This window comes from Vibrio sp. 1159 (assembly GCF_033340395.1).
Taxonomy (GTDB): domain Bacteria; phylum Pseudomonadota; class Gammaproteobacteria; order Enterobacterales; family Vibrionaceae; genus Vibrio; species Vibrio alginolyticus.
This window is the reverse complement of the sequence record NZ_JAWOWL010000021.1, coordinates 44,818-68,514: the sequence shown is the minus strand read 5'-3', so window position 1 is coordinate 68,514 and position 23,697 is coordinate 44,818. Positions and strand designations below refer to the sequence as shown.

Sequence of the window (23,697 nt, the reverse complement as noted above, 5' to 3'; positions counted from 1 at the left end):
CGTCAACAAGACATCATAATATCTTACGCTTAACGCGAGAGTTAATGATGTCTTCAATCATCTTTTGCTCTTTTTTCGCTTTTTCATAGTTCTGCTTAGTACGCCAACGATCAAGCACTTTTTCTAACCCTTGAACGCGTGCGTGCTTGTGTTCTAGCGTTTTCTGTACAGATGCACATTCCGCTTGCATAACGGCTTGCTCTTGCTCGTGGTGACGAAGCATTCTTTGTAGCATTTGGTCAACACGATTAAAGTTCATCAAAGCCGCGCTCGTCAGCGTCGGGCCGGTTCGGGTTGATTGTCCAGCGTGGCCTTTCAACGCCGACAACTGTTCCAATTGCATTGAAAGATGGGAGTGACGCTGACGCATGGCATCAAGTTGTTGACCCACACGGTCACGCTGTTTTTCTTCCATTTGCTGTAACTTGCCTACGGCTTTTAACTTGGATTTCATTTCAGCCTTGTCACTCCCATTTGATTAAGCACTTTGAAAAAGCTGCGCGAGCTCGGTCAAACTGGTTGGGTAATCTACAGACTCGTTGGCAGCTTGTTGTAGATATGCACGCAAATTTGGATACATAGCAACAGATTGATCTAACTCAGGATCTTGTCCTGGTTGATAACCCCCTAATGGCAGTAACTCTTTAACCTGAAGGTAGTTGGAGTACATTTGACGGAAGTTATTCGCAATCGTGCTGTGTGCGTCCTGCGTACAAGTATTCATACAACGGCTAATAGACGCGTTGATATCTATCGCGGGATAATGCCCTTGCTCAGCCAGTTGACGCGATAAAACGACATGCCCATCTAAGATGGCGCGCGCGGAATCCACGACAGGATCTTGTTGGTCGTCCCCTTCTGCCAATACGGTGTAAATTGCCGTTAAGCTACCATGTTGATTTTCACTGTTACCCGCTCGCTCTAAGAGTTGAGGTAACACGCTGAAGACTGAGGGCGGATAACCACGAGAAGCTGGAGGCTCACCGAGCGAAAGAGCGATTTCGCGCTGTGCCATGGCGTATCGGGTTAGAGAGTCCATCAGAAGTAGAACGTCTTTGCCTTGGTCTCGGAAATACTCTGAAACGCGATGACAAAGTAATGTCGCTCTTAACCTCATTAGCGGGGATTCATCAGCAGGAGCCGCGATAATGATCGCTTTCTTGCGCGCTTCTGGGGTTAAGTTTCTCTCGATGAACTCACGTACTTCTCTGCCTCGCTCACCGATAAGCCCGACCACAATTACATCGGCCTCCGTGTTTTTGGTGATCATCCCCATTAACACACTTTTACCGACGCCACTGCCAGCCATCAAACCAATACGTTGGCCTTTGCCTACCGTCAATAGTCCATTAATCGCTCGCACGCCTACGTTGAGTGGTGTATCAACTGGGCGTCGCTTCAGTGGGTTAATCGGTTTTGGTTCAAGTGAAACTCGATCTCCCCCCTTAAGCGGTGCCCCATCATCTAACGGCTCACCTAAACCATTCAGTACGCGTCCTAACCACTGAGAGCTTAGCTGCACGGTACTGTCACCATCAAGAGGGATGACTTTTGCACCTGCAAACAAACCGCCTAAACGGCGGATAGGCATGAGGTAAGCAATGGTGTGTTCAAAGCCCACAACTTGCGCTTCGATCATATCGCCTTCCGCGGTTTCTACGAGACAACGCTGCTCAAGCTTAAACCGACACCCTACGGCTTGTAACATTAAGCCGTTTACTTTTATCAATCGCCCTGTTACGCGAGCAACAGGGATTGAATCGAGCGAAGCCAAGGCTTCGCTCAAACGCTCACTTAATAGTTCATGGCTTAGGGTATTACTCATGCTCAGACTCTACCTGTGGAATACTGACTTCATCCAAAAGGTGTTGCTTTACATTGTCCATACAGGCTTCCAAACGAGAGTCGCAGCTCGCATCCGCTTCTGCGTCATCAGTCACTAACTGACAGCCACCAATAGGAAGCTCCGTATTAGGGACCAGTTTCCAAGATTGCGGCAAATCAGCATTGATGTGAGTAATGCGCTCTAAATCTTGCGGATTTAAATGCACAGTTACTGTTTCCGCTTTACCAGGCATGGCAGACAATGTCTCGTCCACCAAAGCTAGGATCTGCTGAGGCATTAAAGTGAGCTCGGCACGAATCACTTGCTGAGCTACCTTTTGTACCAGTTCACAAATCATATGGCGTTGTTGCTGTTCTTTTTCATCTTGCCAACGAGAAAGGGCGTGAAAAAGTTCATTGACAGGCTTCGCCGCCTCCAAAAAGCCTTGCTTTCCAGACTGCTCACCGGAAACAAAGCCTTTTTGGAAACCTTCTTTTTGACCTTCCAACAGACCTTGTTGCTTGCCCTGTTCGATACCTTGGCGTAAGCCTTCCTCATGTCCTTGTTGCAAACCTTGTTGAAAACCTTCTTCAAGTTGCTGTTGGATATCAATTTGAGGTTCTTGCCAGCCTTGGTTATCTAGCCCGAATTCGTCTTCGATAGTCTTAGGTTGCGCTAAAGGCGGAAAACGGTGTAAACGATACCCGTTCGGAGGCAATCGCATAGTACTTGATTTTGTCTCTAGCATGACCTTACTCCACCGTTGGCTCTTCATAGAGAAGCAGCTGAACTTCACCAGATTCATCCAGCTCACGTACCATTTGCATGATGTCTTGACGTGCTTTTTGAACTCGACTTAACGCAACAGCACCGCGTGCGTCCATGCCATCTTCTAGCGCTTTCACCATACGTTGCGGCATTGAACGCTTAATAGCTTGTTGTAAGGTAATATCGGAACCTTTTAGCGCAACTGCCCACAACTCTAGCGGGATTTGCTGCACCAACATGTCCATAGTTTCTTCGCGTTGTCGGCCAAGAACCATAAAGTCGAACATGTTTTCTTCAATTGCATTAACAACATCTTCATCATGCAACTTCAGCATTTCCATCAATGAACCACGGTCACCTTCAAAGCGGTTAATGATATCTGCTGCTTGCTTAACACCTGATAACGGCGTGCTTTGACTTGCGGATACTTTTTCGATGCAACGCTCAACGAGTTCATGCAAATCAACGGCAACTTGATGATCGATATCTTGCAATTGAGCAATACGGAACAAGATTTCGTCATGGTAATCTTGTGGCAAGTGCTTCAATACCGCTGAAGAGCTGTCTGCTGGCAAATACGCTAGAAAAATTGCTTGCATTTGTGGGTGCTCGTTCACAATGAAACGAGCGAGAGTTTCTGCTTCCACCCACTGTAAGCGCTGCATATTGTTGCGAATTTCATCGCCATATAAGGTATTTAATAACCCTTTTGCCAAATCGTTACCCAATGCTTTACGCAATGTATTAGATAGGTATTCCTTAGAGGCTCCTCGAATACCGCTGTGCTCACGGAAATCTTCAAAGAAAGTTTGAATAACACCACGAGCAGAATCGCTCTTAATGCCATTTAACTTCGCCATTGCACGAGTCACACGCTGGGTTTCATCACGGCTAAAGTGTTGCAAAACATTCGCTGCGGCATCCTCGCCCATGCCTAATAGCACGAGCGCGGTTTGTTCAACATAACTAAGCGTCTGCTTTGATAGAACTGTGTTCATTGATGTTTACCCATTGTTTCAGTATTTCGGCTACGCGCTCTGGCTCTTCATTAGCAATAAGCTGTAGGTGTTTCAATTGAATTTCTAATGGCGAACCTGCTGGTGGTAGCATGTCGCTGTTTACATCTAAACCTGAAGAGGCTGAGATGCCTTTTTCAGATAGGCGGCGGTCAAGTACTTCTTCATGCTCGCGCTCTTCACGCGTTTGCAAGTTTTCGTAGTCAGGTTCTTCCTGAGGCTCAGCAAAATTTAGCTCAGGCACAGGTTTATCAACGCCAGTTAGGTGCATGATTAATGGACGCAGTACGAAGAAGATCATCGCCAAGCCTAACAAGCCACCAATAACGTAGCGTATTGGCTGCTGTACTGTAGGGTCTTGCCACCACGGCAGTGCAGGAGGAGCATCAATTTCGATTGGGGTGAAGTTGAAACTCATTAAACTTAAGCTGTCACCTCGTGTGGCAGAGATACCAACAGCATCCATGATCATGTTTGAGATTTGCTCTTTATCGGCTTCACTCCACGCCACACCATCTGGCGAAGCTTTGGAGTTCAACAGAACCGAGACACTAAGCTTTTCTATTTGGCCTTGTTGGTATTGAGTACGACGAACACTACTACCTACAGCATATTGACGATTCACTTCAGATCGCGCATTCGTGTTTTGGCTATCGTTCGTTTCCACTTCACCAGATCCTGTCACTGGCGGTTGGTTACTTAGAGAACCAGGAACACCCAATGCAATTTGATCAACCGAGTTGTTATGAATGGTGTGCTCATTACGCACAACCGGCGCGTTATCCAAAATTTCTTGTGTTTCTTCAACTTGGCTAAAGTCCAGATCGGCAGCGACTTGTACGCGGAAGTTACTCGGCCCCACAATCGGCGTAAGCATATCTGCTGCGCGTTGGATGATCTGTTTTTCAACACTCTTCTGGTATTCAAGATATTTCGCGTTTACTTTGCCGGCTTCCGCAGAAGCGACATCCGCACTAAGAAGACGGCCATACTGGTCAATGACAGAAACAAATTCTGGCTTCATTGCCGTGACACTACCGACCACTAGGTTAATGATCGCTTCAACTTGTTCAGGCTTTAAGTCTTCACCAGGTTTGAGCTCAAGCATGACAGATGCTGAAGGATTCTCACTGTTTTGGCGGACGAATAGAGTTTGACGAGGTATTGCTAAATGAACACGCGCGTTCGCTACTGAGTTCAAAGACATGATAGTACGTACTAACTCACCTTCTAAACCATGACGATAACGCGCTGTTTCCATAAATTGGCTCGTACCAAGAGAGCTATCTTCCTTGAGCGAATCCAAACCTGTCGGCAGCTTAGCTTTAACACCTTTTGATGCAAGCAACATGCGCACCTTCGCAACCTCACCTTCTGGTACAAGAACTTGTCCATTTTGCTCTTGCATGCGGTAGCTTACGCCTTCGCTTTCTAATACCGACACAATTTCGCCGATATCAAAACGCTCTTGCTGGCTATAGAGCGGACGAAAGCTCTGCGAGGAACTCCATAGTGCAACCACAATAATCGCTGCAACAATCGCAGCTAACACCGCAGATAGCACTAAGTTTCTCTGACTGCTAGACCAGATTTGCTTCAGCTTCGTTGTCACATCGTCCATGCCGTTGGCAGTAGAAAATGTCTGTGCTGTGCCGGTAGCCATAGCTGTGTTTCCGGCGACTTGGGGGGTTAGTTCTGACATGAATTACACCGGCATCTTCATAATATCTTCAAATGAGGTCACGACTTTGTTGCGCACTTGCATCAAAGCATTAAAGGACAAGCTGGCTTTTTGGCTCGCGACCATTGCACCAACTAGGTCATCACTTTTTCCTGTTTCTACGGCCGTCATTTTTTGACTAGCCACTGATTGATGTTGATTCACTGTATCCAACACATTTGTCATCGCTTGTGAGAACGATAAAGGTGCGTTTAGTGATTGTTGATCTAAAGGATTTGCACTCACGATAAACTCTGGCGGCTGCACTTGTGCCTGCATCGCCTGCATTTTTGACAACATAAGTTGCTCTGCCGAGACCGCATGAGTAGGTTGACTTGCCATCTATTTTTTCTCCTATTAGGCAGCCGAGCCTAGTGCCGACTGTAAATCAATACCATGTTCTCGCATTGCTGCGAGCTTGTAGCGTAGCGCTCGAGTAGAGACTCCAAGCGCGTTTGCGGTTTTCGTTCGGTTTCCACCAAACTGACGTAACTTTTCCAAAATAAACTGATATTCAGCTTGCTTCTTCGCTTCTACATGACCAAAACTTGAAGTTGGCTCTGCTGTAGGAACTGACGCGACAAGCTCAATAGGCAGCATCAGGTCATGGGCTGTAATGTAATCACCATGACGCATGACCAAAGCGCGTTGAATGACATTTTCCAACTCACGAATATTGCCCGGCCAGTGATACTGACTCAGCGCACTAATCGCATCTTGGGATAAGTGACAGCGGCTGCTATCTTGATACTTTTCAATAAAGAATTGGCTAATCGGTAGAATGTCCTCTTTTCTTTCACGCAAAGGCGGCCAGTGCAGAGGCAGCACATCTAATCGATAATAAAGATCTTCACAGAACGTGCCTTTTTGAACTTCCTCACGTAAGTCTTTGTTGGTTGCCGCAATAACACGAATATCGAGCTGAACGGCTTTATGGCTACCAACACGTTCTACTTCACGCTCTTGAAGGACGCGTAACAATTTAGCTTGAACCGCAGGTGACATTTCACCAATCTCGTCAAGCAGAATCGTCCCGCCATTTGCTTCTTCAAACTTACCGCTTTGAGAATTTGTCGCTCCGGTGAACGCGCCTTTTACATGACCGAATAGCACAGCCTCTAACATTGACTCTGGAATGGCGGCGCAGTTAACCGCCACAAATGGACCATTGATACGCGGAGAGTGCTCATGCACATATCGCGCCAGCACTTCTTTACCCGTTCCCGATTCACCTGTAATAAGCACACTCGCGTTAGTACATGCTGCACGATGCGCTAATTGCAGAACTTGTTTGCTTCTCCAAGACTCCGCAACAATGTTGGCCATTGGCTTACCTAACGCTTCAACACGTTTAAGCAGATTAACCAACTGATTAGATTCAAATGGGCGTAATAGATAATCAGTAGCGCCCGCTTTCATCGTCTCAGCAGCCAAGATGCCTTGTTCTTGGTCGACAATCGCAATAACAACACCCGAATTTCGCTGCTTTTGGTGACACGCGACAAACTCACGAACACACATATCCGGCAGCGTAGAGCTCACTAAAGTGATTTCTGCTCGCTCTTCAAGCAAAGCGCCTCGACCAGTACGAGTGTGTTTCGCGGTGTAACCTGCATTTTGCAACACATCCAATACTGGTTGAGCAAGAGCTTCATTTGGCTCAACCAACAAAATTTTCGTTTTCGTCATCATTGAACCTTAACTTTCGTTTGTTGATTTTGTGATTGTAGATCTGGGTGGTGTTTCGTAGCCGTATACTCGTTGTCCCTCACTAAACGCAGGGTGACACGTCGGTTTTTTGCTTGGCCATTAACCGAGTTATTGCTGGCAATTGGGTAACGCGAACCATGAGCTCGTGTTTCGATCATCGACTCGTCGACCCCAAGCTCAATCAAAGCGTTGGTGACTTGCTCTGCTCGAGTACGTGACACAGAAAGGTTCGTTAAACTTGAACCAACGTTATCGGTGTGACCGTCGATGAGGATTTTGGTCACTCGATCATCCACAGATACATAGCTATACAGCGCTTCTAGTGTTGCTTTCTGTCCACGACTTAACGTCTTCTGACCAAACTCAAATGAGAGCGCCATATCCCTTGCCTCTGAAAAAGACAATTTAGGCAATCGCGCGCGACACGCATTAAATGATTTCAATGCGTTTTGAGTTTGAAGAGTAGGAATCACAATCTCTGAAACAGAGGAAGCATTACTTCCTTTAAGTGACAGCGTCACCCAACTACCCGAAGCAATTGAATCCATGAATTCTTCAGCGCCTTTATTAAAGATGAAACGCTGAGACGGCTTAGTAAATTCAAGAGAACCAAATTCTTTTCTATAAAGCTCATTACTCCAAGGAGCATTTTGAGTTGTTAAAGCAATCGTTTTCCATTTATTGTTTTCATATTCTATATCGGAAATAAAATAGAATTTATTATTAGGTTCCGCTAGGAAATAAAACTTCCCATAGTCTTTATTTGATTGCAACAAGTTGCATTTGAATTTATTTCCCTCATATGTCCATTTAGAGAGGTCCATAGGGATTGTTAAGACTTCTTCTGAATATGACACTTTTGAAAAAATAAAACTGATAACAATAATTGTGTTACAAATTATCAAACGGACATGATTCATGTATATCTTACATTCCCATGACTTAAACCGTTTAATTAAATATGCCACCAAGCCGAGAGAACTGGCATAGCTAATCATTTTAATTACCTATTCTGAATATTAAAATTGGTTACAAAACGCTCAAGAGAGCACGCTTAGCCTCCAACGGAAGCTTTAAGCATAAAAAACAGTATCTTATAATTTATTTATTTGAAGTTGTTGTTACACCATAAAGGCAATTTAAAAAATCTATAACAACTAAAACGCTCAACATTGTTATTTTATTTATTAAGCGATTTATAAAGAAAACTAACTCTTTTTAAATTTCATTAAAAGATTATGACTATATGAACAAAGCAACATGTGAACTAAAGTCACAATCTTAGAGTTTGGAGCTAAAAGATCATTAAAATTTCTGTGTAGACTACACGCCATTAAGTTAAAACACTTTCGATTGTTAACGCACGGTAAAATATAAATGGAAAATAGAGTTAGCGAGCCTATTTCTGATAGTCAACTACTTGATGTAGAATTATTAGGCAAACCTATTCATATCATTCGTGAGAAGCTCGATAATTTAATTTCAGAATCTTGCTCAAACCTTACGACTGAATTACAAAATTGGCTCAGCACAGGAAAAGTGGAAGCTAGCTTAACCTCAGTAGACTTGCACCGCTTTACATCGGTTGAGATGGACAAAGAACAAACGTCGACCTATCAACATCAGGAAGGCGGCATGGTATTCATCCATGGTAACCCTCACACGCTCATAAAGTTGGCTGATAGATTTTATGGTGCAAGTGCAGAGCGCTCAGCCGCTACTCTGACGGCCAGTGACTTACGTTTACAAGAGCGCATCAGTCGAATCATCATCGGTTGGCTTGCTCCTGGTGAAATGTGGGACACGGGTGAGTATGAGACCCCTAGAGGTATTGGCATTAACGTTCAATTAAACATTGCGTTTGACGATCATCAAGGCTCAATTCATCTCAAGCTAGATGGTCATCTTATTCAAACGCTGATCGAGCAGCTTGAACTGCAACCTGATACCGATTTGTTTCAACCTTTCTGTCGTTCTTTAGAGGCGACCCCCGTTCGACTGAACGTTGTTCTAAGTAAAAAGAAGATGCCTTTAAGTGATGTGGTTGGCTTACAACCCAACGATATTTTACCTATTGAGCTTCTTAACACGGTTCCAGTAAGCATTGGCAACCAATCTCTATTTACAGGTCGTATTGCCGAGCAAGACGGCCAACTTGTTTTGATCTTTAACCCTGATAAGGAACCGCAGCGATGAGCGAAGCGCTAGAAACTAATGCATTCGACGCAGAAGAACTGAACTTTGATGATTTTCAATTAGAAGACTTTGAAGCCGAAGATACGCTCCAACAAGAACCAGCCACTGCGGAACGTGACCTTAGCTTTTTCAAAAGCATTCCTGTCACAGTCACGCTGGAAGTTGCGAGTAAGGAGATCCCACTTGGGGACTTAATGAAAGCGGGTGAAGGCACGGTTATCGAGTTGGAAAAGCTCAATGGCGAGCCTTTAGACGTGAAAGTAAACGGTTCTCTTATGGGCCACGCTGAAGTTGTCGTTGTCAATGATAAGTATGGACTTCGTCTGATCGATGTACATGACTCTGCATTGAGTGGCGTTGGTCAATAATCTTAGGTAGGCATCACAATGAAAAATCTGAGCGCTTGGCACCGTTGGTTACCTCTTTTGGTATTGGTGTCACTTTTGTTTGCTTTCCCAACAATGGCGGCTGACAACGGCTTAACTATCTTGTCCGTTTCTGATGGCGACACACAACAAGAATACAGCGTTAAACTGCAAATTCTGTTGTTGATGACGGCGCTCAGTTTTCTTCCAGCATTTATTTTGATGGCGACGAGCTTTACTCGAATTGTCGTTGTCCTTGCGATTTTGCGCCAAGCTCTTGGTCTTCAACAAAGCCCACCTAACAGAGTGTTGGTCGGGATCGCTCTCGCATTGACGTTACTGATTATGCGCCCTGTCTGGAGCGATATTTATGAAAATGCGTTTCAGCCATACGACAACGGCGAAATCACGCTAATACAGGCTTTTTCTGTTGCAGAGAAACCAGTGAGAGAGTTCATGTTGGCACAGACGCACCAAAGCTCCCTTGAACAAATGTTACGTATTGCCAATGAGCCTCTCGACCAAAACGTTGAGGATATTTCATTTGCCGTTGTCTTGCCTGCATTTGTCATTAGTGAACTGAAAACCGCCTTCCAAATTGGTTTTATGCTTTTCATCCCGTTTTTGGTCATCGACTTGGTTGTCGCCAGTGTCCTGATGGCAATGGGTATGATGATGCTATCACCTTTAATTGTCTCACTTCCCTTTAAGTTGGTGGTATTTGTACTCGTGGATGGTTGGGCAATGACAGTTGGCACCTTATCTGCCAGCTTCGGTTAACTAGGAGCAGTTATGACCCCAGAACTAACCGTAACGTTATTTTCCGATGCAGTATGGCTGATCATTTTGATGGTTGCCGTATTGGTTGTTCCAGGCTTAATTGTCGGTTTGTGTATCGCCGTATTTCAGGCTGCCACACAAATCAACGAGCAAACACTCAGCTTTTTGCCACGTTTGCTCGTTACCTTATTAATGGTGATTTTTGCAGGTCACTGGATGCTCCGTAAGATCATGGAACTGTTTGATTTCTTGTTCCACAACATACCAGGGATGATTGGCTAATGGCCATCACATTTGCAGAGCTCTCGGCGATACTCGGTCAACTCTGGTGGCCGTTTTTTCGTGTGGGAGCCGTATTTATTTCAATGCCTTTCTTTGGTGATGCAATTATTCCTGTTTGGGTTCGTACTTTACTGGCCCTCTCGATCGTTGTCATTACTGGACCGTTAATGCCACCCATGCCACAAGTCGAATTATTCTCTATGACTTCCCTGTTCCTTGCTTTTGAGCAAGCTATTTGGGGGGTAATGTTTGGGTTAATTTTGCACATGCTCTTTAACGTTTTCACCATGCTTGGTCAGGTGATTTCTCTGCAAATGGGCTTAGGTATGGCGATGATGAATGATCCTATTAACGGGCTTTCTGTCGCCATTTTGGGACGCATATTTCTGATTTTCTCAACCTTGTTGTTTCTTGCGCTAGAAGGACACTTACTCGTCATAGATATCGTGATTCAAAGCTTTGTTGTTTGGCCAGTCGGATCTGGTATCACATCGCTTTCTCTGCAAGGTGTTGTCAATATTTTCGGTTGGATGTTTGCCTCTTCACTAGCTTTGGCTTTACCCGCTATTGTTTCCATGCTTCTAGCCAACATCAGTTTTGGTGTAATGAACCGAGCCGCACCATCACTTAATGTCTATGCGTTAGGTTTTCCTATGACGATGCTGCTGGGTCTATTCAGCGTATTAATCTCAGTTTCTGGTGTTCCTGGTCGCTACACGGCGCTCGTTCACGAAACCATTAGACACTTGAGTAACTTTATGTTGGGGGGAGCATGAGCGATCAATCTTCTCAAGACAAAACTGAAAAAGCGTCACCGCAGAAGGTAAAGAAAGCCCGTCAGGAAGGACAAATTCCTCGCGCGAAAGAGTTTACTACTGCGGTTATATTTCTAGCGGTGGCGCTCTACTTTTACTCTCAGCTTAATAGTATTTGGGAAAGCATGTCGGGTATCTTTCGCTACAACATGATGCTGACGCGAGCCGACCTAGAAAATCCTAAACAACTTGTCGAGCAATTGGGACAAAGTTTAGCAGTCATCATCGACATGCTATTACCATTGTTTACCGTCATTATTATCGTGACCTGTGGTAGTAGCCTTGTGCTAGGCGGCTGGATGTTCCGTCCAGCGAACGTGATGCCAAAGCTGAGCAAAATTAATCCTTTGAGCGGGATAAAGCGCATTTTTTCGACCCGCTCAGTGGTTGAGCTCTTAAAGTCGACGTTCAAAGTAGCCGTGATCTTCGGCATCTTATATGGCTATTTAGACAACCACTTACAGCCATTACTTGGCATGCAAAACCTCCCACTCAGCCAAGGTTTTTCTCTAGTAATGTCCATTCTGTTTGAAGGCTTACTCTTAATGGGCTTCGCCTTGTTGTTATTTGGGGTTATCGACATTCCTTATCAGCGTTGGGAACACCTAAAAGAACTCCGCATGACGAAACAAGAATTGAAAGAGGAATTTAAAAATAATGAAGGTCGTCCGGAAGTAAAACAACGTATTCGTCAAATACAGCAACAGTTTGCGCGCCGTAAGATCGATAAAATGGTGCCGACGGCTGACGTGATCATCACAAACCCAACGCACTACGCAGTCGCACTGAAATACGAGCCTTCGCTTTCTGACGCGCCCTTTGTCGTCGCAAAAGGCGTAGACGAAACTGCTATGCACATTCAACGTATCGCCCGAGAAAACAAAGTGGAAATCATTAACTCCCCGCCACTTACCCGTTCGATTTATCACACGACGGCGATTGAACAAGCAATCCCAAGCCAACTGTACATCGCAGTGGCACATATTCTTACTTACGTTTTGCAATTGAAAGCCTTTCGTAAAGGTGAGGGAAAAGAGCCAATTCCTTTACCTCATTTTTCGATTCCAAAACATTTGCAGCACTGATTAACCCGCGTTTATCCAAGGACACGAAAGTATGCTTAACCGGTTAAAACAACTTCAAACATCAACCAAAGGCTACGTTGGCATTCCAATCGTCTTGCTAATGATATTAGCAATGGTGATTCTTCCTTTGCCTCCTCTGCTACTGGATGCGCTGTTTACCTTTAATATCGTCTTAGCAATCCTAGTATTGCTGGTCAGCACAACCGCAAAGCGACCATTAGATTTCTCTGTTTTTCCAACTATTTTGCTGGTCGCAACATTATTACGTCTCACATTGAACGTGGCTTCTACGCGAATTGTACTCCTAGAAGGACATAATGGTGGTGACGCAGCGGGTAAGGTCATTCAAGCATTCGGTGAAGTCGTCATTGGCGGTAACTACGTCGTTGGTATGGTGGTGTTCGTCATCTTGATGATCATCAACTTCGTCGTAATCACCAAAGGTGGTGAACGTATTTCTGAGGTTTCAGCCCGCTTTACGTTGGATGCTTTACCAGGCAAACAAATGGCAATTGATGCCGACTTAAACGCTGGCCTTATCGATCAGGAAACGGCTCGCTTACGCCGTAAAGAAGTCGCCAACGAAGCCGATTTTCATGGTTCGATGGATGGTGCATCAAAGTTTGTGCGTGGCGATGCCATCGCAGGTTTGTTGATTCTGTTTATCAATATCATTGGTGGTATCAGTATTGGTGTCTTCGAGCATGGACTCGCTGCGTCTGACGCCTTTAAAACTTATGCCCTACTCACAATCGGTGATGGTCTAGTTGCTCAAATTCCTTCACTACTATTGGCAACGGCTGCCGCGATTATCGTTACGCGAATTAATGATAGCGATAATGGCATGTCGGAAACCATGCAAAAGCAATTACTGGCAACTCCTGCAACGCTATTTACTGTCGCAGGTATTATGGCGGTAATCGGTATGGTACCGGGTATGCCACACCTAGCCTTTTTTGCGTTTGCTGGCGCATTAGCGTTCGCAGGGTGGCGTCAAACCAAGAAGCCAGTGCAAGACTCCCAGATTGAAGAGGTCGAAGCACTTTCACAAGCAATGCAAGACGATGATACACCGCTGACATGGGATGATATTCCTCACGTCCAAACATTATCACTTGCGCTTGGTTATCGACTCGTCCATCTAGTCAACAAAGAACAAGGGGCTCCTTTATCACAACGTATCCGCGGTGTGCGTCGAAACCTTTCTGAACAAGTTGGCTTTTTATTACCTGAAGTTCGTATTCGTGACAACCTGAGCCTCAAGCCAAACCAATACACAATTTCTCTAAATGGCGAAGTCATTGAGCAAGGTTTTATTGAACCAGAGCGTTTAATGGCGATAGCGGTTGGCGAAACTTACGGTGAGGTAGATGGCATTTTGGGTAGCGATCCTGCTTATCAGTTGCCAGCTGTGTGGATTGAGCATCAAGATAAAGCAAAAGCACTTAATATGGGTTACCAAGTTGTCGATGATGGCACTGTTATTGCCACTCATATTAGTAAAATCATGAAGACAAACCTTGCAGAATTGTTTACGTACGACGATGTGGAAGCAATAACCCAGCGTTTGACACAACAAGCCCCGAAACTAGCAGAAGCATTAGCAGCAGCACTTAATCCAGCGCAGCAGCTGAAAGTATATCGTCAGCTTTTATTGGACCAAGTGCCACTAAAAGATATTCGCACGATTGCCAACACAATGTTGGAATCCGCGGAAAATACAAAGGACCCGATCCTACTTGCATCTGATGTACGCTGTGCACTAAAGCGTACGCTTGTTAACTTAATTGCAGGACAAAAGAACGAGTTAAATGTCTACGCACTGTCTGATGAGCTAGAACAAATGCTACTAACTTCACTGCAACAAGCACAATCTTCTGGTACGGTAACACTAGATAGCTTCCCAATTGAGCCAAACATTCTTGGTCAGTTCCAACAAAACTTGCCATTGATCAGACAACAGCTTAAGCAACAGGGGCTACCTCCGATCCTTCTCGTTATGCCACAGCTGCGCCCTCTTCTAGCGCGTTACGCTCGTACATTTACACAAGGGCTGGCAGTATTGTCTTACAACGAAATCCCAGAAAACAAACAAATCAATGTGGTAGGAAACCTTGGTTAATCTTATTTCAACACATGCGATGTACGAACATTTGGTTGGTCTCGCAGTACAACATATCGTCACGGATGACGATCAATTAGTCTTTGATGCTTTAAAACACAATGATGTCCAACACGCATGCCAAGCAATTAGGGAAGCTCAATCAGGGGAAGTAGAATTCCAACACCTGACGTTGAGATTTGGTATGCGTGGAGAACAAAGTGTCTATCAATTCAAACTCTCTGAACAAATGCAGTACTGCCTGGATTTGTTCAGTCTTTACCTTGCACTAAGACAAACACAATTTCAGTTAGAAGCCTTTCACCACGACTTGATTAGTAATGTTGTCGTGCCGATTCGCGTTGATGCATTACTGTGGGAGCCTGGGGTTTATTTTCTCGAACAGACGATTCAATTCCACTCTTCTGCTTTTCAACATGTGATTCCTTCTCTTCAAGCTGATGAAACGTTATGTGATCGTGATAAAGTCGCCACACTCACCAAAAAGTTAAAAGAGAATGCATATTCACTTTGGTTTGAAGTCGCGACATCGCAAGTGAACTTCGAGCGCGTCGCAGACTTTAGTCCCGATATGATCAAATTGTCAGTGACACTAGAAGATAAAGAAGAAAGACACGCTTTCCTACCTATTGCTAAGTTCTTAAGAAAGCATAAATATACTTGGGTTGCCGGACGTGTAGCGAGTCAAACGGAACTTAACCGTTATCGTTTATTGGGTGCCAGTTATTATTTTGGTTATTTCAGCGATATCCCAACCTCTCTCTCCTTTCAGTCTTTTGATGAGGAATAGTTGAAACTCAACCATTTATATTTAAAACAGCACGATTTATTCGTGCTGTTTTTTTATTTATAACGGATAACCACAAGATCATTGGGCAATAGTTTCTTTAACTTAACTAAAAAATTTAGGCTTATATGATGATTTTCCCGGTTTTCATGGAATACAAATCACTAAAAATCATCAATTTTTATCTTTTTTAGAAATTTTTTAATTTTCAAATTAATCATTAAAGCCGACCGACCGCCTCTAGTTAGTGACAAGGGAATATCCCGAGGCCTGAAAGATATAGTGACTAACTAAGGAGACTAAGATGGCTTTATCAATGCACACTAACTACGCTTCGCTTGTAACTCAAAACACAATGAACACAACAAGCGGACTTCTAAACACAGCAATGGAACGTCTAAGCACAGGCTACCGTGTGAACTCAGCTGCTGATGACGCTGCTGGTCTTCAAATTGCTAACCGTCTAGAAGCGCAAACACGCGGCATGTCAGTAGCAATGCGTAACGCACAAGACGGCATCTCTATGATGCAAACTGCTGAAGGTGCGATGGATGAAATGACAAACATCGTTTACCGTATGAACGACCTTGCTACACAATCGTTGAACGGTTCAAACAGTGCAACAGACCGTGCGTCTCTTAACAAAGAGTTCACACAGCTTACTGCAGAACTAAACAACATCGTAGACAACACTAAGTTCGGTGGTCAAAACCTTCTTAAAGGCGGCGGCTTCGGTGCAGGTGACGTAACATTCCAAATCGGTGCATCTTCTGCTGAAACATTGACTGTAAGCGCAAGCGCAGGTATCGGTGAAATCACTACTATTCTTGCTGATGCAGCAATTACAGATGGTATCGATGACGCGACTAAAGCAAAAGCAGCACTAGACAAAATCAGCGGCGCTGACGGTCTAGTAGAAAAAATTGGTAGCTCTCGTGCAGACTTCGGTGCGAACATCAACCGTCTTGAGCACACTATGGCTAACCTTGGTAACATGGTAGAAAACGTTACAGCATCTAAAGGTCGTATCATGGATACAGACTTTGCAGTAGAGTCTTCAAACATGACTAAGAACCAAATGTTGATGCAAGCAGGTACAACTGTTCTGTCTCAAACTAACCAGCTTCCAAGCATGGCAATGTCACTACTACGCTAATTACTTAGTTAATAGTGCGCTTAATTTAAATCGTCTTAATTATAAAGCCTTCCTATGGAAGGCTTTATTTTTATCTACGAATATAAATAGAGCTCGTATTATCTTTGTGAGATTCAGGCACTCTGAATCCGAATTTCAACATAATATTAAATAAAACCTTATTAAACAGTTCTAATTCTATCGTCTCTAATTTGCTTCCTATTTTACTATCTCTAAGTTCAGGAAAATTGAACTTAGCCTCCTTTAAGATACTAGCTATCTCATCAGAATTGATGCTCTGTTTACTTAATAGTTTTTTGTTAATGAACTCTTCATATGCACGAGCACATTTCATCAATCGTAACGCAAATTCATTCATAACTGACATTCTTTGAAACGTAAAAAATTTAATTTTTAGTGAGAACACTTGCACATCGCACTATCAAAAATAATATCAGAACGCAATTAATGCACTCTGTAAGAATTATCTGAATCAAGCTGAAGTAAAGGCTGAATATAACGTCTAATTAAAACATCTCTCCTAATTAGAACCGTCAATACAATTAAATATTTTCTTTGTTTAGGTCGCCTTTTCTTATAAGGAAATTACTTTTTCCATGGAGGAAGGCGGAACAAACAAGGTGGAAACACCACTTCCTCCCAAGAAAACAAAATAGCTCTAAACCTTTGTTTTAATTGAATTTAATATACGGCACGCATCTTGCCACTGATAATTAAACTAAGGCGTAGCATTCAAAGTATTCAAGCCAATAAGAGATGAGAGGAGCACACCTCATGAGTTCTTTAGACCCAGTAAAAATGGCAACCCAATTCGCACAATTGGACACAAACCCATTCAAAAACCGTTACCAAGCGCAAGCTAATGTGTACCAGTCACAACTGTCAGCTTTTAATAAAGTTGAAAGCGCACTACGTGATTTTCGTACTGCAATGAAAGAGATGAATAACAGCACAAACAGCATCATCAAAAACAGTGCGACACTCTCTCAAGAAGGTAACTTTACTGCAAACGCGGATGCTAAAGCGCTAACGGGTAACTATCAGATTTTTGTAGAAAAAGTGGCAACGGCGCATCAAGTATCTACAGGTATGCCTGCAGACCTTGAGGCAACGACAGAAGTACCAACAACTGGATCTTTAGAATTCACCATCAACGGTGAAACAATGACTCTAGACTTGTCCTCCGTTGATGTTAATGGTGACGGCACTGCAACGATCAGCGATTTAGCCAGTGCGATTAACAATCACACGGATAACCCTGGCGTTAACGCCACTCTAGTTCGCTCGAATGGTCAAACACACTTTATGCTATCGAGCACTGAGACTGGTGTCGAAAATAAGATCAACGTATCTGCATCGGGTACTGGCCAAGCGTGGTTTGAAGACGCCTTCACCAACCTCAAGCAAATTAACGCTCCGCAAGATGCGGTTATGTGGCTAGGTGCAAAAGACTCAGGCCTGAAACTAACCAACGCAAGTAATACTTTTGAAGGTGTCATCGACGGTGTTGACATTACCGTATCTAAACCGCAAGCCGCGGGAGATTCGCCAATCGGTTTAAAAATTGGAGCTGATAGCGAAGGCACTAAAGAACAACTAGATAAGTTTGTGGAAACCTACAATGCCCTTGTTTCGACTATCGATCAGTACACCCAAATTGGCGGTGAAGATCAGAAACGCGGCGTGCTCGCTAGCGACTCGACATTGCGTTCTATTGAGAGTCAGTTAACGGGGTTAATCCGAGGTGAACACAATGGTATGCGCCTAAGCGAAATCGGCGTGAGCCTAGACCGCAACGGTAAAATGAAAGTTGATCAAGAAAAGTTCAAAGAAGCTCAACAAACAAACAGCGCAGGCTTAGAGGCGTTGTTTAATGGGGATGACGCTTTGCTAGATTCTCTTGACGCGATGGTAGAGCCTTTCTTGAAGTTCTCATCAGGTACCTTCAGCACGCGTAAAGACGCAATACAGTCAAGCTTAGACCGAATCAAAGATAAACAAACCAATTTAGAGCGTAAGTACGAAATGTCGTACAACCGCTATCTCAAACAATTCACTCAAATGAATTCAATTATGACCCAAATGAACCAAACCATGTCCATGTTTAATGCTCAAAAATAAGACATTTGGTTCCAAATTTAGGAGAAATATTCATGCTTATGGATTCTGGTTACGATTCGTACCAACAAGTCGATCTCGACGCTCAAGCGGCAGCAGCAAATCCACACCAATTGGTCATCATGTTAATCGATGGCCTACTCGATGAAGTTGAACGTATTCGCGGCCACCTAGCCGCAAATCGTTTGGCCGAGAAAGGGAATGGAATCAACAAATGCATGAACATCTTGATTGGACTAACAAGTGCTTTAGATGATGAAAACGGCGGTGAAATTGCGGAAAACCTACGCCAGCTGTATGACTTCTGCCAAGTCGAACTTTATTACGCTAGCGTGCAAAACGATGCAAATCGCTTGGTTAACGTTGAGCGTGTAATGGGTAACATTCGTGAAGGTTGGATGAATTTTGGACAACAAGCATAAAGTATCGCCAGAGCGATTCCGTCATTTATCTCAGCTCATCCAGTTCGCCGCAAAAACGGCCGATTGGCATGCGCTCAAGCGGTACGACTTGCAGTTGCGAGAGCTTTTGATCAGTCACAAGCCTTTTTTGAAAGATCCTAAGCTTGCACCTGAAATCCAGCGAGCGAAAACAGTGCACGCTAATGCCTTCGCAGTATTAGAGAAGTCGACCAACGAGTTGAAAAAAGAGATGAACATGGTCAATGACCATCAAGAACGCGCTATGGCCTATCAATTAGCAATGACCATGGAGCTAACTCAATGATCATACCTTCTTCAACTCAGCACTCGGGTAATTCGCCAGCTAACAATGAGGGTCACATCAAGCAAGCGAACTCGGTACACGGCTTTTCTCATGGTTTTAAATCAGGGAACAAGCAGAATGGTGAGCAAGACTTTAACTCTGCGTCAGCGGTACCGAGTTTTCACCTTACGGCCTCTACTTTGAACAGCGCAAACAAAGTACAAAGTCATGGTTTTGATACTGATGACCGCTCAGCTTCAGATCCGGATGCCAACTTGACCAGTACACTAGGGTTAACAGAATCGACTGATCTTGCAGCGCAAGCTCAAGCTTTAACCCAGGGTATGATTACCATGGCAGAGAAGCAGGCTGAGAAACTAGGAAAAGCGTCATCTTTAATGACTGCGAGCGAAGTTAAGTCTGTTACTCAAGATTCGTCTAACGCTATGTTAAACACATCTTCAAAACAAGATGTGAAGCAAAGTCTGCCGACTTCATCGAGTTCGCGTTTGCCTATCTCCGGTGCTGAGTTTCAAACTCTTTTGAATCAACCTGTTCAAGGGCAACCAACCGCATCTCTACTTCAAGCACAAGCTCCTACAACACAACCTGCACATTCACCGGTTGCGACGAGTCATATTCAAGCTCAAGGCTCTGAGTGGGCAGCGGTGCGTGTTGATACCACTGCCGGAAAGTGGGGGGAGCAAATGATGCAAGTTTTACATGATCGAGTGACGCTCCAAGCTCAACAAAATGTACAAGAAGCAAAAATCCGCCTAGACCCACCAGACTTGGGGAAACTGGATTTACTTGTACGTGTTGAAGGTGACCGATTAAGTGTCCACATCAACGCCAATGCCGCAGCAACACGAGAAGCTTTAATGCAAGTTTCGGAACGATTGCGTACTGAGTTACAAGAGCAAAACTTCGTTCATGTCGATGTCAATGTTGGCTCTGATCAAAACCAAGGTCGAAATGACCCACATGCAAACGAAGAAGACGCCAATATTTTCGCCGCACGAGAATCTGGTGCATTCCAAACCACGACAACAACTAACTATTCAGAACACTGGCTAAGCACTCAAGCTTAGTGAATCTTCGAGGAAAAAGGTTATGACCAAACAACAAATGATCGCCCTGTTTATCGCCATGATCATCACCAGTGCCCTCGTTTCGGCCGTCACAATTATGGGCGGAATCTGGTACTTAAACAAACACGCTCAAGAGTCACCTGACTCTGGTTCACTGATCGAAGACTCTCCACTGTCTTTTTTGGTCACAGAACAACCGACAAGTAAAGGTCCTAGCTTCCATCCTTTGGACAAAGTCGTTTTGACCGTTAAAGGCAAGAAACAGACTCACTTTGTGATGCTAGAACTGGCAATTGAGACACGCCGTCCAGAGCGTATCAAAGAGATCGATGAATACATGCCTATGGTACAAAACTCTCTATTAAAACTGTTTAGCGACAAAACGTTTGATCAGTTACAGCAAGCGGGTGCCATCGATATTCTGCAAGACGAAGTGAAGCAAACGCTTCTACTCGCTTTTGCTAAAACAGACATCGTCCGAGAAATCGACGATGTTTTGTTGACTAAATATGTTGTGCAATAACGGAGCACAACCATGTTAGACATGAATGTACAAGACACTTACACCACAGAAGAGGAAGTGACAACACCGTCACGACCAATTGATGAAAACGCATTGCTACAACGTCATCAGGTCATGGTAAAACGCGTAGTTAACCAGCTGCGCGTTCATGCCACTTCTCACTGTAGTATTGAAGATATGCAGCAGATAGGCCTTATCGCTCTAGTCGAGGCTGGACGCCGATATGGCGATGTTGACGATCCTCACTTTCCTGCTTTCGCCGTTTGTCGAGTTCGGGGAGCTATTTTAGACGAATTACGCCGACTAGATTGGCGTTCACGTAAGACTCGTCAACAAGCCCACGAGCTCAACGACGTGACTCGAGATCTCACTCGAACGTTAGGTCGAATGCCAACGGATGCCGAAATCATCCAGGCTTTAGGGACGAATGAGCAAGATTATTACAACCGTCAAAATGCCGCTCTCGCAGGCGAGATGCAAAGCCTTGATCAACTGATGGAGAGCAGCGGTGATAGCTACATTGGCGGACAATACGATGGCATGGAACATGAACATATTCGTCGTAGTTTAGACAGTGCTTTGGGTAAGTTACCTAAGCGTGATCAACTGCTCCTGACTCTGTTCTATCAACATGAACTCAACTTACACGAAATAGCTCTGGTATTGGATCTGACACCACCTCGTATATGTCAGCTTCACAAACAAGCGCTGAAACAACTCAACCAATTAATGTCCTCTTAGGAGTCACAAGATGCAAAAGTTTTTTGGAGTGCTCACTATCCTGGTGTGCGTCTTCGGTGGATATATGTGGGCCGGTGGTAGCTTAGGTGCTATCTGGCAGCCAGCCGAATTCCTTATCATTATTGGCGCCGCTGCTGGTTCTCTGATCATCGGTAATCCGCCTCATGTACTGAAAGAAATGCGTCGCCAAGTGCCAGCGACCATTAAAGGTCCAACAGAAGAGCATGAGTACTACATGGAATTAATGGCACTACTCAACAACTTGCTAGAGACAGCGAGAAACCGCGGATACAAGTTTCTGGATTCTCATATTGAGGCTCCGGAGCAAAGCTCTATGTTCCTCGCTTACCCGACGATCGCAGAAGATCATCGCCTAATTTCTTTCATTACTGACAATTTACGTTTAATGGCAATGGGACAGATGTCGCCTCATGAATTAGAGGGACTGCTAGAGCAAGAAATCGAAGCAATACAGAACGAAATGCTTTTACCTTCACGCTCACTACAGCGTACAGCAGAAGCACTACCTGGCTTCGGTATTCTTGCAGCAGTTGGTGGCATCATTATCACCATGCAAGCTATTGATGGCTCAATCGCTATGATTGGGTATCACGTTGCGGCAGCTCTCGTTGGTACATTCATTGGTATTTTCGGTTGTTACTGTGGCTTAGATCCACTAAGTAACGCCATGGCTCAGCGAGTAAAACGTAATATGACTGCTTTTGAGTGCGTTCGTGCAACCTTGGTTGCCTACGTAGCGAAAAAGCCGACATTGCTCGCCATTGACGCTGGTCGTAAACATATTCAGCTAGACATCAAACCAACATTCAACCAAATGGAGAAGTGGTTAGCTGAACAGGAGGGATAATGCAAAAACAAGAGCATGTAGTGTTCAAACGTGCCAAAGTATACAGCCATGATGAGTCGTCTCATGGCGGCGCGTGGAAAGTCGCGTTTGCTGACTTCATGATCGCCCTAATGGCGCTGTTTCTTGTACTTTGGGTTATGCAGGTGGTAGACAAAGAAGAGCGTAAAGCGATTGTTGCCCACTTGCATAGTTCAAGCGTATTCGACAAGAGTTACGGCAACCCATTTGATACGTCACAAAGTATTTCTCCTATCGACTTGGCACAGGACTCTTCTGTGCCAAGTAAACACAACTCCAATCATGTAGTAAGCTCTTACTTTAAAGGTGATGGGGATGGACCAGAAATTGATTCTTTGATTCCTGGTAACTTCGATACTCAAGAGCAACTTGCCGCACTAGCGAAAGTAATTGAGCAAATGACTGCCCAAATTAATGCGCAGGGAAATGTAAACGTCACGGTGACACCACAAGGTTTGCGTATCGTCCTTCAAGATGATTACAAACAGCATATGTTCAGCCGTGGTGGTGCAGAACTTACTCCTTTTTTTGAAGATTTACTGCTCGCACTAGCACCTGTATTTCATCGTGTTAACAACCCTCTGATCATCAGCGGACACACAGATGCAATTCCATTTAAAAAGCGTTTTGGTCGTCAATCTAACTGGGCGTTATCAGCCTCTCGAGCAGACGTAGCAAGAAATACGTTAGTTGAAGGCGGTATGCCGGATGATAGAGTAATGCAGGTAACGGGTATGTCAGATAGAGCGCTGCTTAATCCTGATGAGCCAGATTCTAGCGAAAACCGTCGTATTGAGCTGTTTGTTTTAACGACTCCTGCCGCTAAAGTGCTTGAGACCCTTTTTGGCAACCACCAAGAAAGCGAACTGCAAAAAGCGAAAGAGAAGGCTGAATTCAACCAACCAGTCATTCGTCAAGAAGTCATCAATTACTCCGGCGATACCGCCACCAGCGAAGTAAAAATTCAAGAATTATAATCTTAAAAGGTCACCACTCTGATGGTGAC

General features: G+C 44.4%; 26 protein-coding genes. 17 read left to right on the top strand and 9 right to left on the bottom strand.

Going from position 1 to position 23,697, the window contains the following annotated elements:
* Positions 1-13: 13 nt before the first annotated feature.
* The 8 genes from fliJ to R7127_RS16445 are packed head-to-tail and all read right to left on the bottom strand — an operon-like array spanning position 14 to position 8,037.
* Positions 14-454: a flagellar export protein FliJ gene (gene fliJ / locus R7127_RS16480; RefSeq protein WP_017820533.1), complete on the bottom strand. Its 441-nt coding sequence runs from the start codon at positions 452-454 to the stop codon at positions 14-16.
* Positions 455-478: 24 nt separating this feature from the next.
* Positions 479-1,825, bottom strand: a complete 1,347-nt coding sequence (fliI, locus tag R7127_RS16475) for a flagellar protein export ATPase FliI (RefSeq protein ID WP_005375057.1) — start codon at positions 1,823-1,825, stop codon at positions 479-481.
* Positions 1,818-2,573 carry a flagellar assembly protein FliH gene (gene fliH / locus R7127_RS16470; RefSeq protein WP_017820534.1) on the bottom strand — a complete coding sequence of 252 codons (756 nt, stop codon included), beginning with the start codon at positions 2,571-2,573 and terminating at the stop codon, positions 1,818-1,820. The genes fliI and fliH overlap by 8 nt, the downstream gene beginning before the upstream one ends.
* 4 nt (positions 2,574-2,577) lie before the next feature.
* A complete protein-coding gene (locus R7127_RS16465; RefSeq protein WP_318148463.1) occupies positions 2,578-3,591 on the bottom strand; it encodes a flagellar motor switch protein FliG in 1,014 nt (337 codons plus the stop codon).
* Complete coding sequence (gene fliF / locus R7127_RS16460) at positions 3,560-5,311, bottom strand: flagellar basal-body MS-ring/collar protein FliF (RefSeq protein WP_005384024.1); 1,752 nt, start codon at positions 5,309-5,311, stop codon at positions 3,560-3,562. Before fliF ends, R7127_RS16465 begins: the two co-directional genes overlap by 32 nt.
* A 3-nt stretch (positions 5,312-5,314) precedes the next feature.
* Complete coding sequence (gene fliE, locus R7127_RS16455; RefSeq protein ID WP_005375045.1) at positions 5,315-5,671, bottom strand: flagellar hook-basal body complex protein FliE; 357 nt, start codon at positions 5,669-5,671, stop codon at positions 5,315-5,317.
* 15 nt (positions 5,672-5,686) lie between these two features.
* Positions 5,687-7,018 carry a sigma-54 dependent transcriptional regulator gene (locus tag R7127_RS16450; RefSeq protein ID WP_318141982.1) on the bottom strand — a complete coding sequence of 444 codons (1,332 nt, stop codon included), beginning with the start codon at positions 7,016-7,018 and terminating at the stop codon, positions 5,687-5,689.
* Entirely contained in the window at positions 7,018-8,037 is a 1,020-nt protein-coding gene (locus tag R7127_RS16445; RefSeq protein ID WP_064376382.1) for an OmpA family protein, read from the bottom strand. Before R7127_RS16445 ends, R7127_RS16450 begins: the two co-directional genes overlap by 1 nt.
* A 379-nt stretch (positions 8,038-8,416) precedes the next feature.
* Here R7127_RS16445 and R7127_RS16440 point away from each other — a divergent pair, with 379 nt between their 5' ends.
* The 9 genes from R7127_RS16440 to lafA all read left to right on the top strand — a co-directional run bounded on the left by R7127_RS16440 (position 8,417) and on the right by lafA (position 16,627).
* Entirely contained in the window at positions 8,417-9,235 is an 819-nt protein-coding gene (locus R7127_RS16440; protein ID WP_064376381.1) for a FliM/FliN family flagellar motor switch protein, read from the top strand.
* A complete protein-coding gene (fliN, locus tag R7127_RS16435) occupies positions 9,232-9,603 on the top strand; it encodes a flagellar motor switch protein FliN (protein ID WP_005375038.1) in 372 nt (123 codons plus the stop codon). The genes R7127_RS16440 and fliN overlap by 4 nt, the downstream gene beginning before the upstream one ends.
* 18 nt (positions 9,604-9,621) lie before the next feature.
* Positions 9,622-10,380: a flagellar type III secretion system pore protein FliP gene (gene fliP / locus R7127_RS16430; RefSeq protein WP_005375037.1), complete on the top strand. Its 759-nt coding sequence runs from the start codon at positions 9,622-9,624 to the stop codon at positions 10,378-10,380.
* 12 nt (positions 10,381-10,392) lie between these two features.
* Positions 10,393-10,662 (top strand): flagellar biosynthesis protein FliQ, encoded by a 270-nt coding sequence (gene fliQ, locus R7127_RS16425; RefSeq protein WP_005375036.1) that lies wholly within the window; start codon positions 10,393-10,395, stop codon positions 10,660-10,662.
* Positions 10,662-11,438, top strand: a complete 777-nt coding sequence (fliR, locus tag R7127_RS16420; protein ID WP_318148462.1) for a flagellar biosynthetic protein FliR — start codon at positions 10,662-10,664, stop codon at positions 11,436-11,438. Before fliQ ends, fliR begins: the two co-directional genes overlap by 1 nt.
* On the top strand, positions 11,435-12,562 hold the full coding sequence (gene flhB, locus R7127_RS16415) for a flagellar biosynthesis protein FlhB (protein WP_005375025.1): 1,128 nt from the start codon (positions 11,435-11,437) through the stop codon (positions 12,560-12,562). Before fliR ends, flhB begins: the two co-directional genes overlap by 4 nt.
* 31 nt (positions 12,563-12,593) lie before the next feature.
* Complete coding sequence (gene flhA / locus R7127_RS16410) at positions 12,594-14,684, top strand: flagellar biosynthesis protein FlhA (RefSeq protein WP_318141933.1); 2,091 nt, start codon at positions 12,594-12,596, stop codon at positions 14,682-14,684.
* 19 nt (positions 14,685-14,703) lie between these two features.
* Positions 14,704-15,474, top strand: coding sequence for an EAL domain-containing protein (locus tag R7127_RS16405; protein WP_005375023.1), 771 nt, complete (start codon positions 14,704-14,706; stop codon positions 15,472-15,474).
* Positions 15,475-15,775: 301 nt separating this feature from the next.
* Positions 15,776-16,627: a lateral flagellin LafA gene (gene lafA / locus R7127_RS16400; protein WP_005375019.1), complete on the top strand. Its 852-nt coding sequence runs from the start codon at positions 15,776-15,778 to the stop codon at positions 16,625-16,627.
* Positions 16,628-16,697: 70 nt separating this feature from the next.
* On the opposite strand, the gene R7127_RS16395 is transcribed toward lafA, so the two are convergent.
* Positions 16,698-16,985: a hypothetical protein gene (locus R7127_RS16395; protein WP_005375016.1), complete on the bottom strand. Its 288-nt coding sequence runs from the start codon at positions 16,983-16,985 to the stop codon at positions 16,698-16,700.
* Positions 16,986-17,401: 416 nt separating this feature from the next.
* Between R7127_RS16395 and fliD the strand changes: the two genes are divergently transcribed.
* Genes fliD through R7127_RS16355 form a run of 8 tightly spaced genes read left to right on the top strand, consistent with a single transcriptional unit; the run spans position 17,402 to position 23,668 of the window.
* The gene (gene fliD / locus R7127_RS16390) at positions 17,402-18,748 is read left to right on the top strand and encodes a flagellar filament capping protein FliD (protein WP_005375015.1); all 1,347 of its coding nucleotides are present in this window, start codon (positions 17,402-17,404) and stop codon (positions 18,746-18,748) included.
* A 32-nt stretch (positions 18,749-18,780) separates the two neighbouring features.
* On the top strand, positions 18,781-19,167 hold the full coding sequence (gene fliS / locus R7127_RS16385) for a flagellar export chaperone FliS (RefSeq protein WP_005375014.1): 387 nt from the start codon (positions 18,781-18,783) through the stop codon (positions 19,165-19,167).
* Positions 19,151-19,471 carry a hypothetical protein gene (locus R7127_RS16380; RefSeq protein WP_005375013.1) on the top strand — a complete coding sequence of 107 codons (321 nt, stop codon included), beginning with the start codon at positions 19,151-19,153 and terminating at the stop codon, positions 19,469-19,471. The genes fliS and R7127_RS16380 overlap by 17 nt, the downstream gene beginning before the upstream one ends.
* Positions 19,468-20,541: a flagellar hook-length control protein FliK gene (locus tag R7127_RS16375; RefSeq protein WP_054574905.1), complete on the top strand. Its 1,074-nt coding sequence runs from the start codon at positions 19,468-19,470 to the stop codon at positions 20,539-20,541. Before R7127_RS16380 ends, R7127_RS16375 begins: the two co-directional genes overlap by 4 nt.
* 22 nt (positions 20,542-20,563) lie before the next feature.
* A complete protein-coding gene (gene fliL, locus R7127_RS16370; protein WP_005375011.1) occupies positions 20,564-21,064 on the top strand; it encodes a flagellar basal body-associated protein FliL in 501 nt (166 codons plus the stop codon).
* A 12-nt stretch (positions 21,065-21,076) separates the two neighbouring features.
* Positions 21,077-21,805: a FliA/WhiG family RNA polymerase sigma factor gene (locus R7127_RS16365; protein WP_005375008.1), complete on the top strand. Its 729-nt coding sequence runs from the start codon at positions 21,077-21,079 to the stop codon at positions 21,803-21,805.
* 10 nt (positions 21,806-21,815) lie between these two features.
* Positions 21,816-22,673: a flagellar motor stator protein MotA gene (motA, locus tag R7127_RS16360; protein ID WP_005375006.1), complete on the top strand. Its 858-nt coding sequence runs from the start codon at positions 21,816-21,818 to the stop codon at positions 22,671-22,673.
* A complete protein-coding gene (locus R7127_RS16355; protein ID WP_115386813.1) occupies positions 22,673-23,668 on the top strand; it encodes a flagellar motor protein MotB in 996 nt (331 codons plus the stop codon). Before motA ends, R7127_RS16355 begins: the two co-directional genes overlap by 1 nt.
* Positions 23,669-23,697 lie beyond the last annotated feature (29 nt).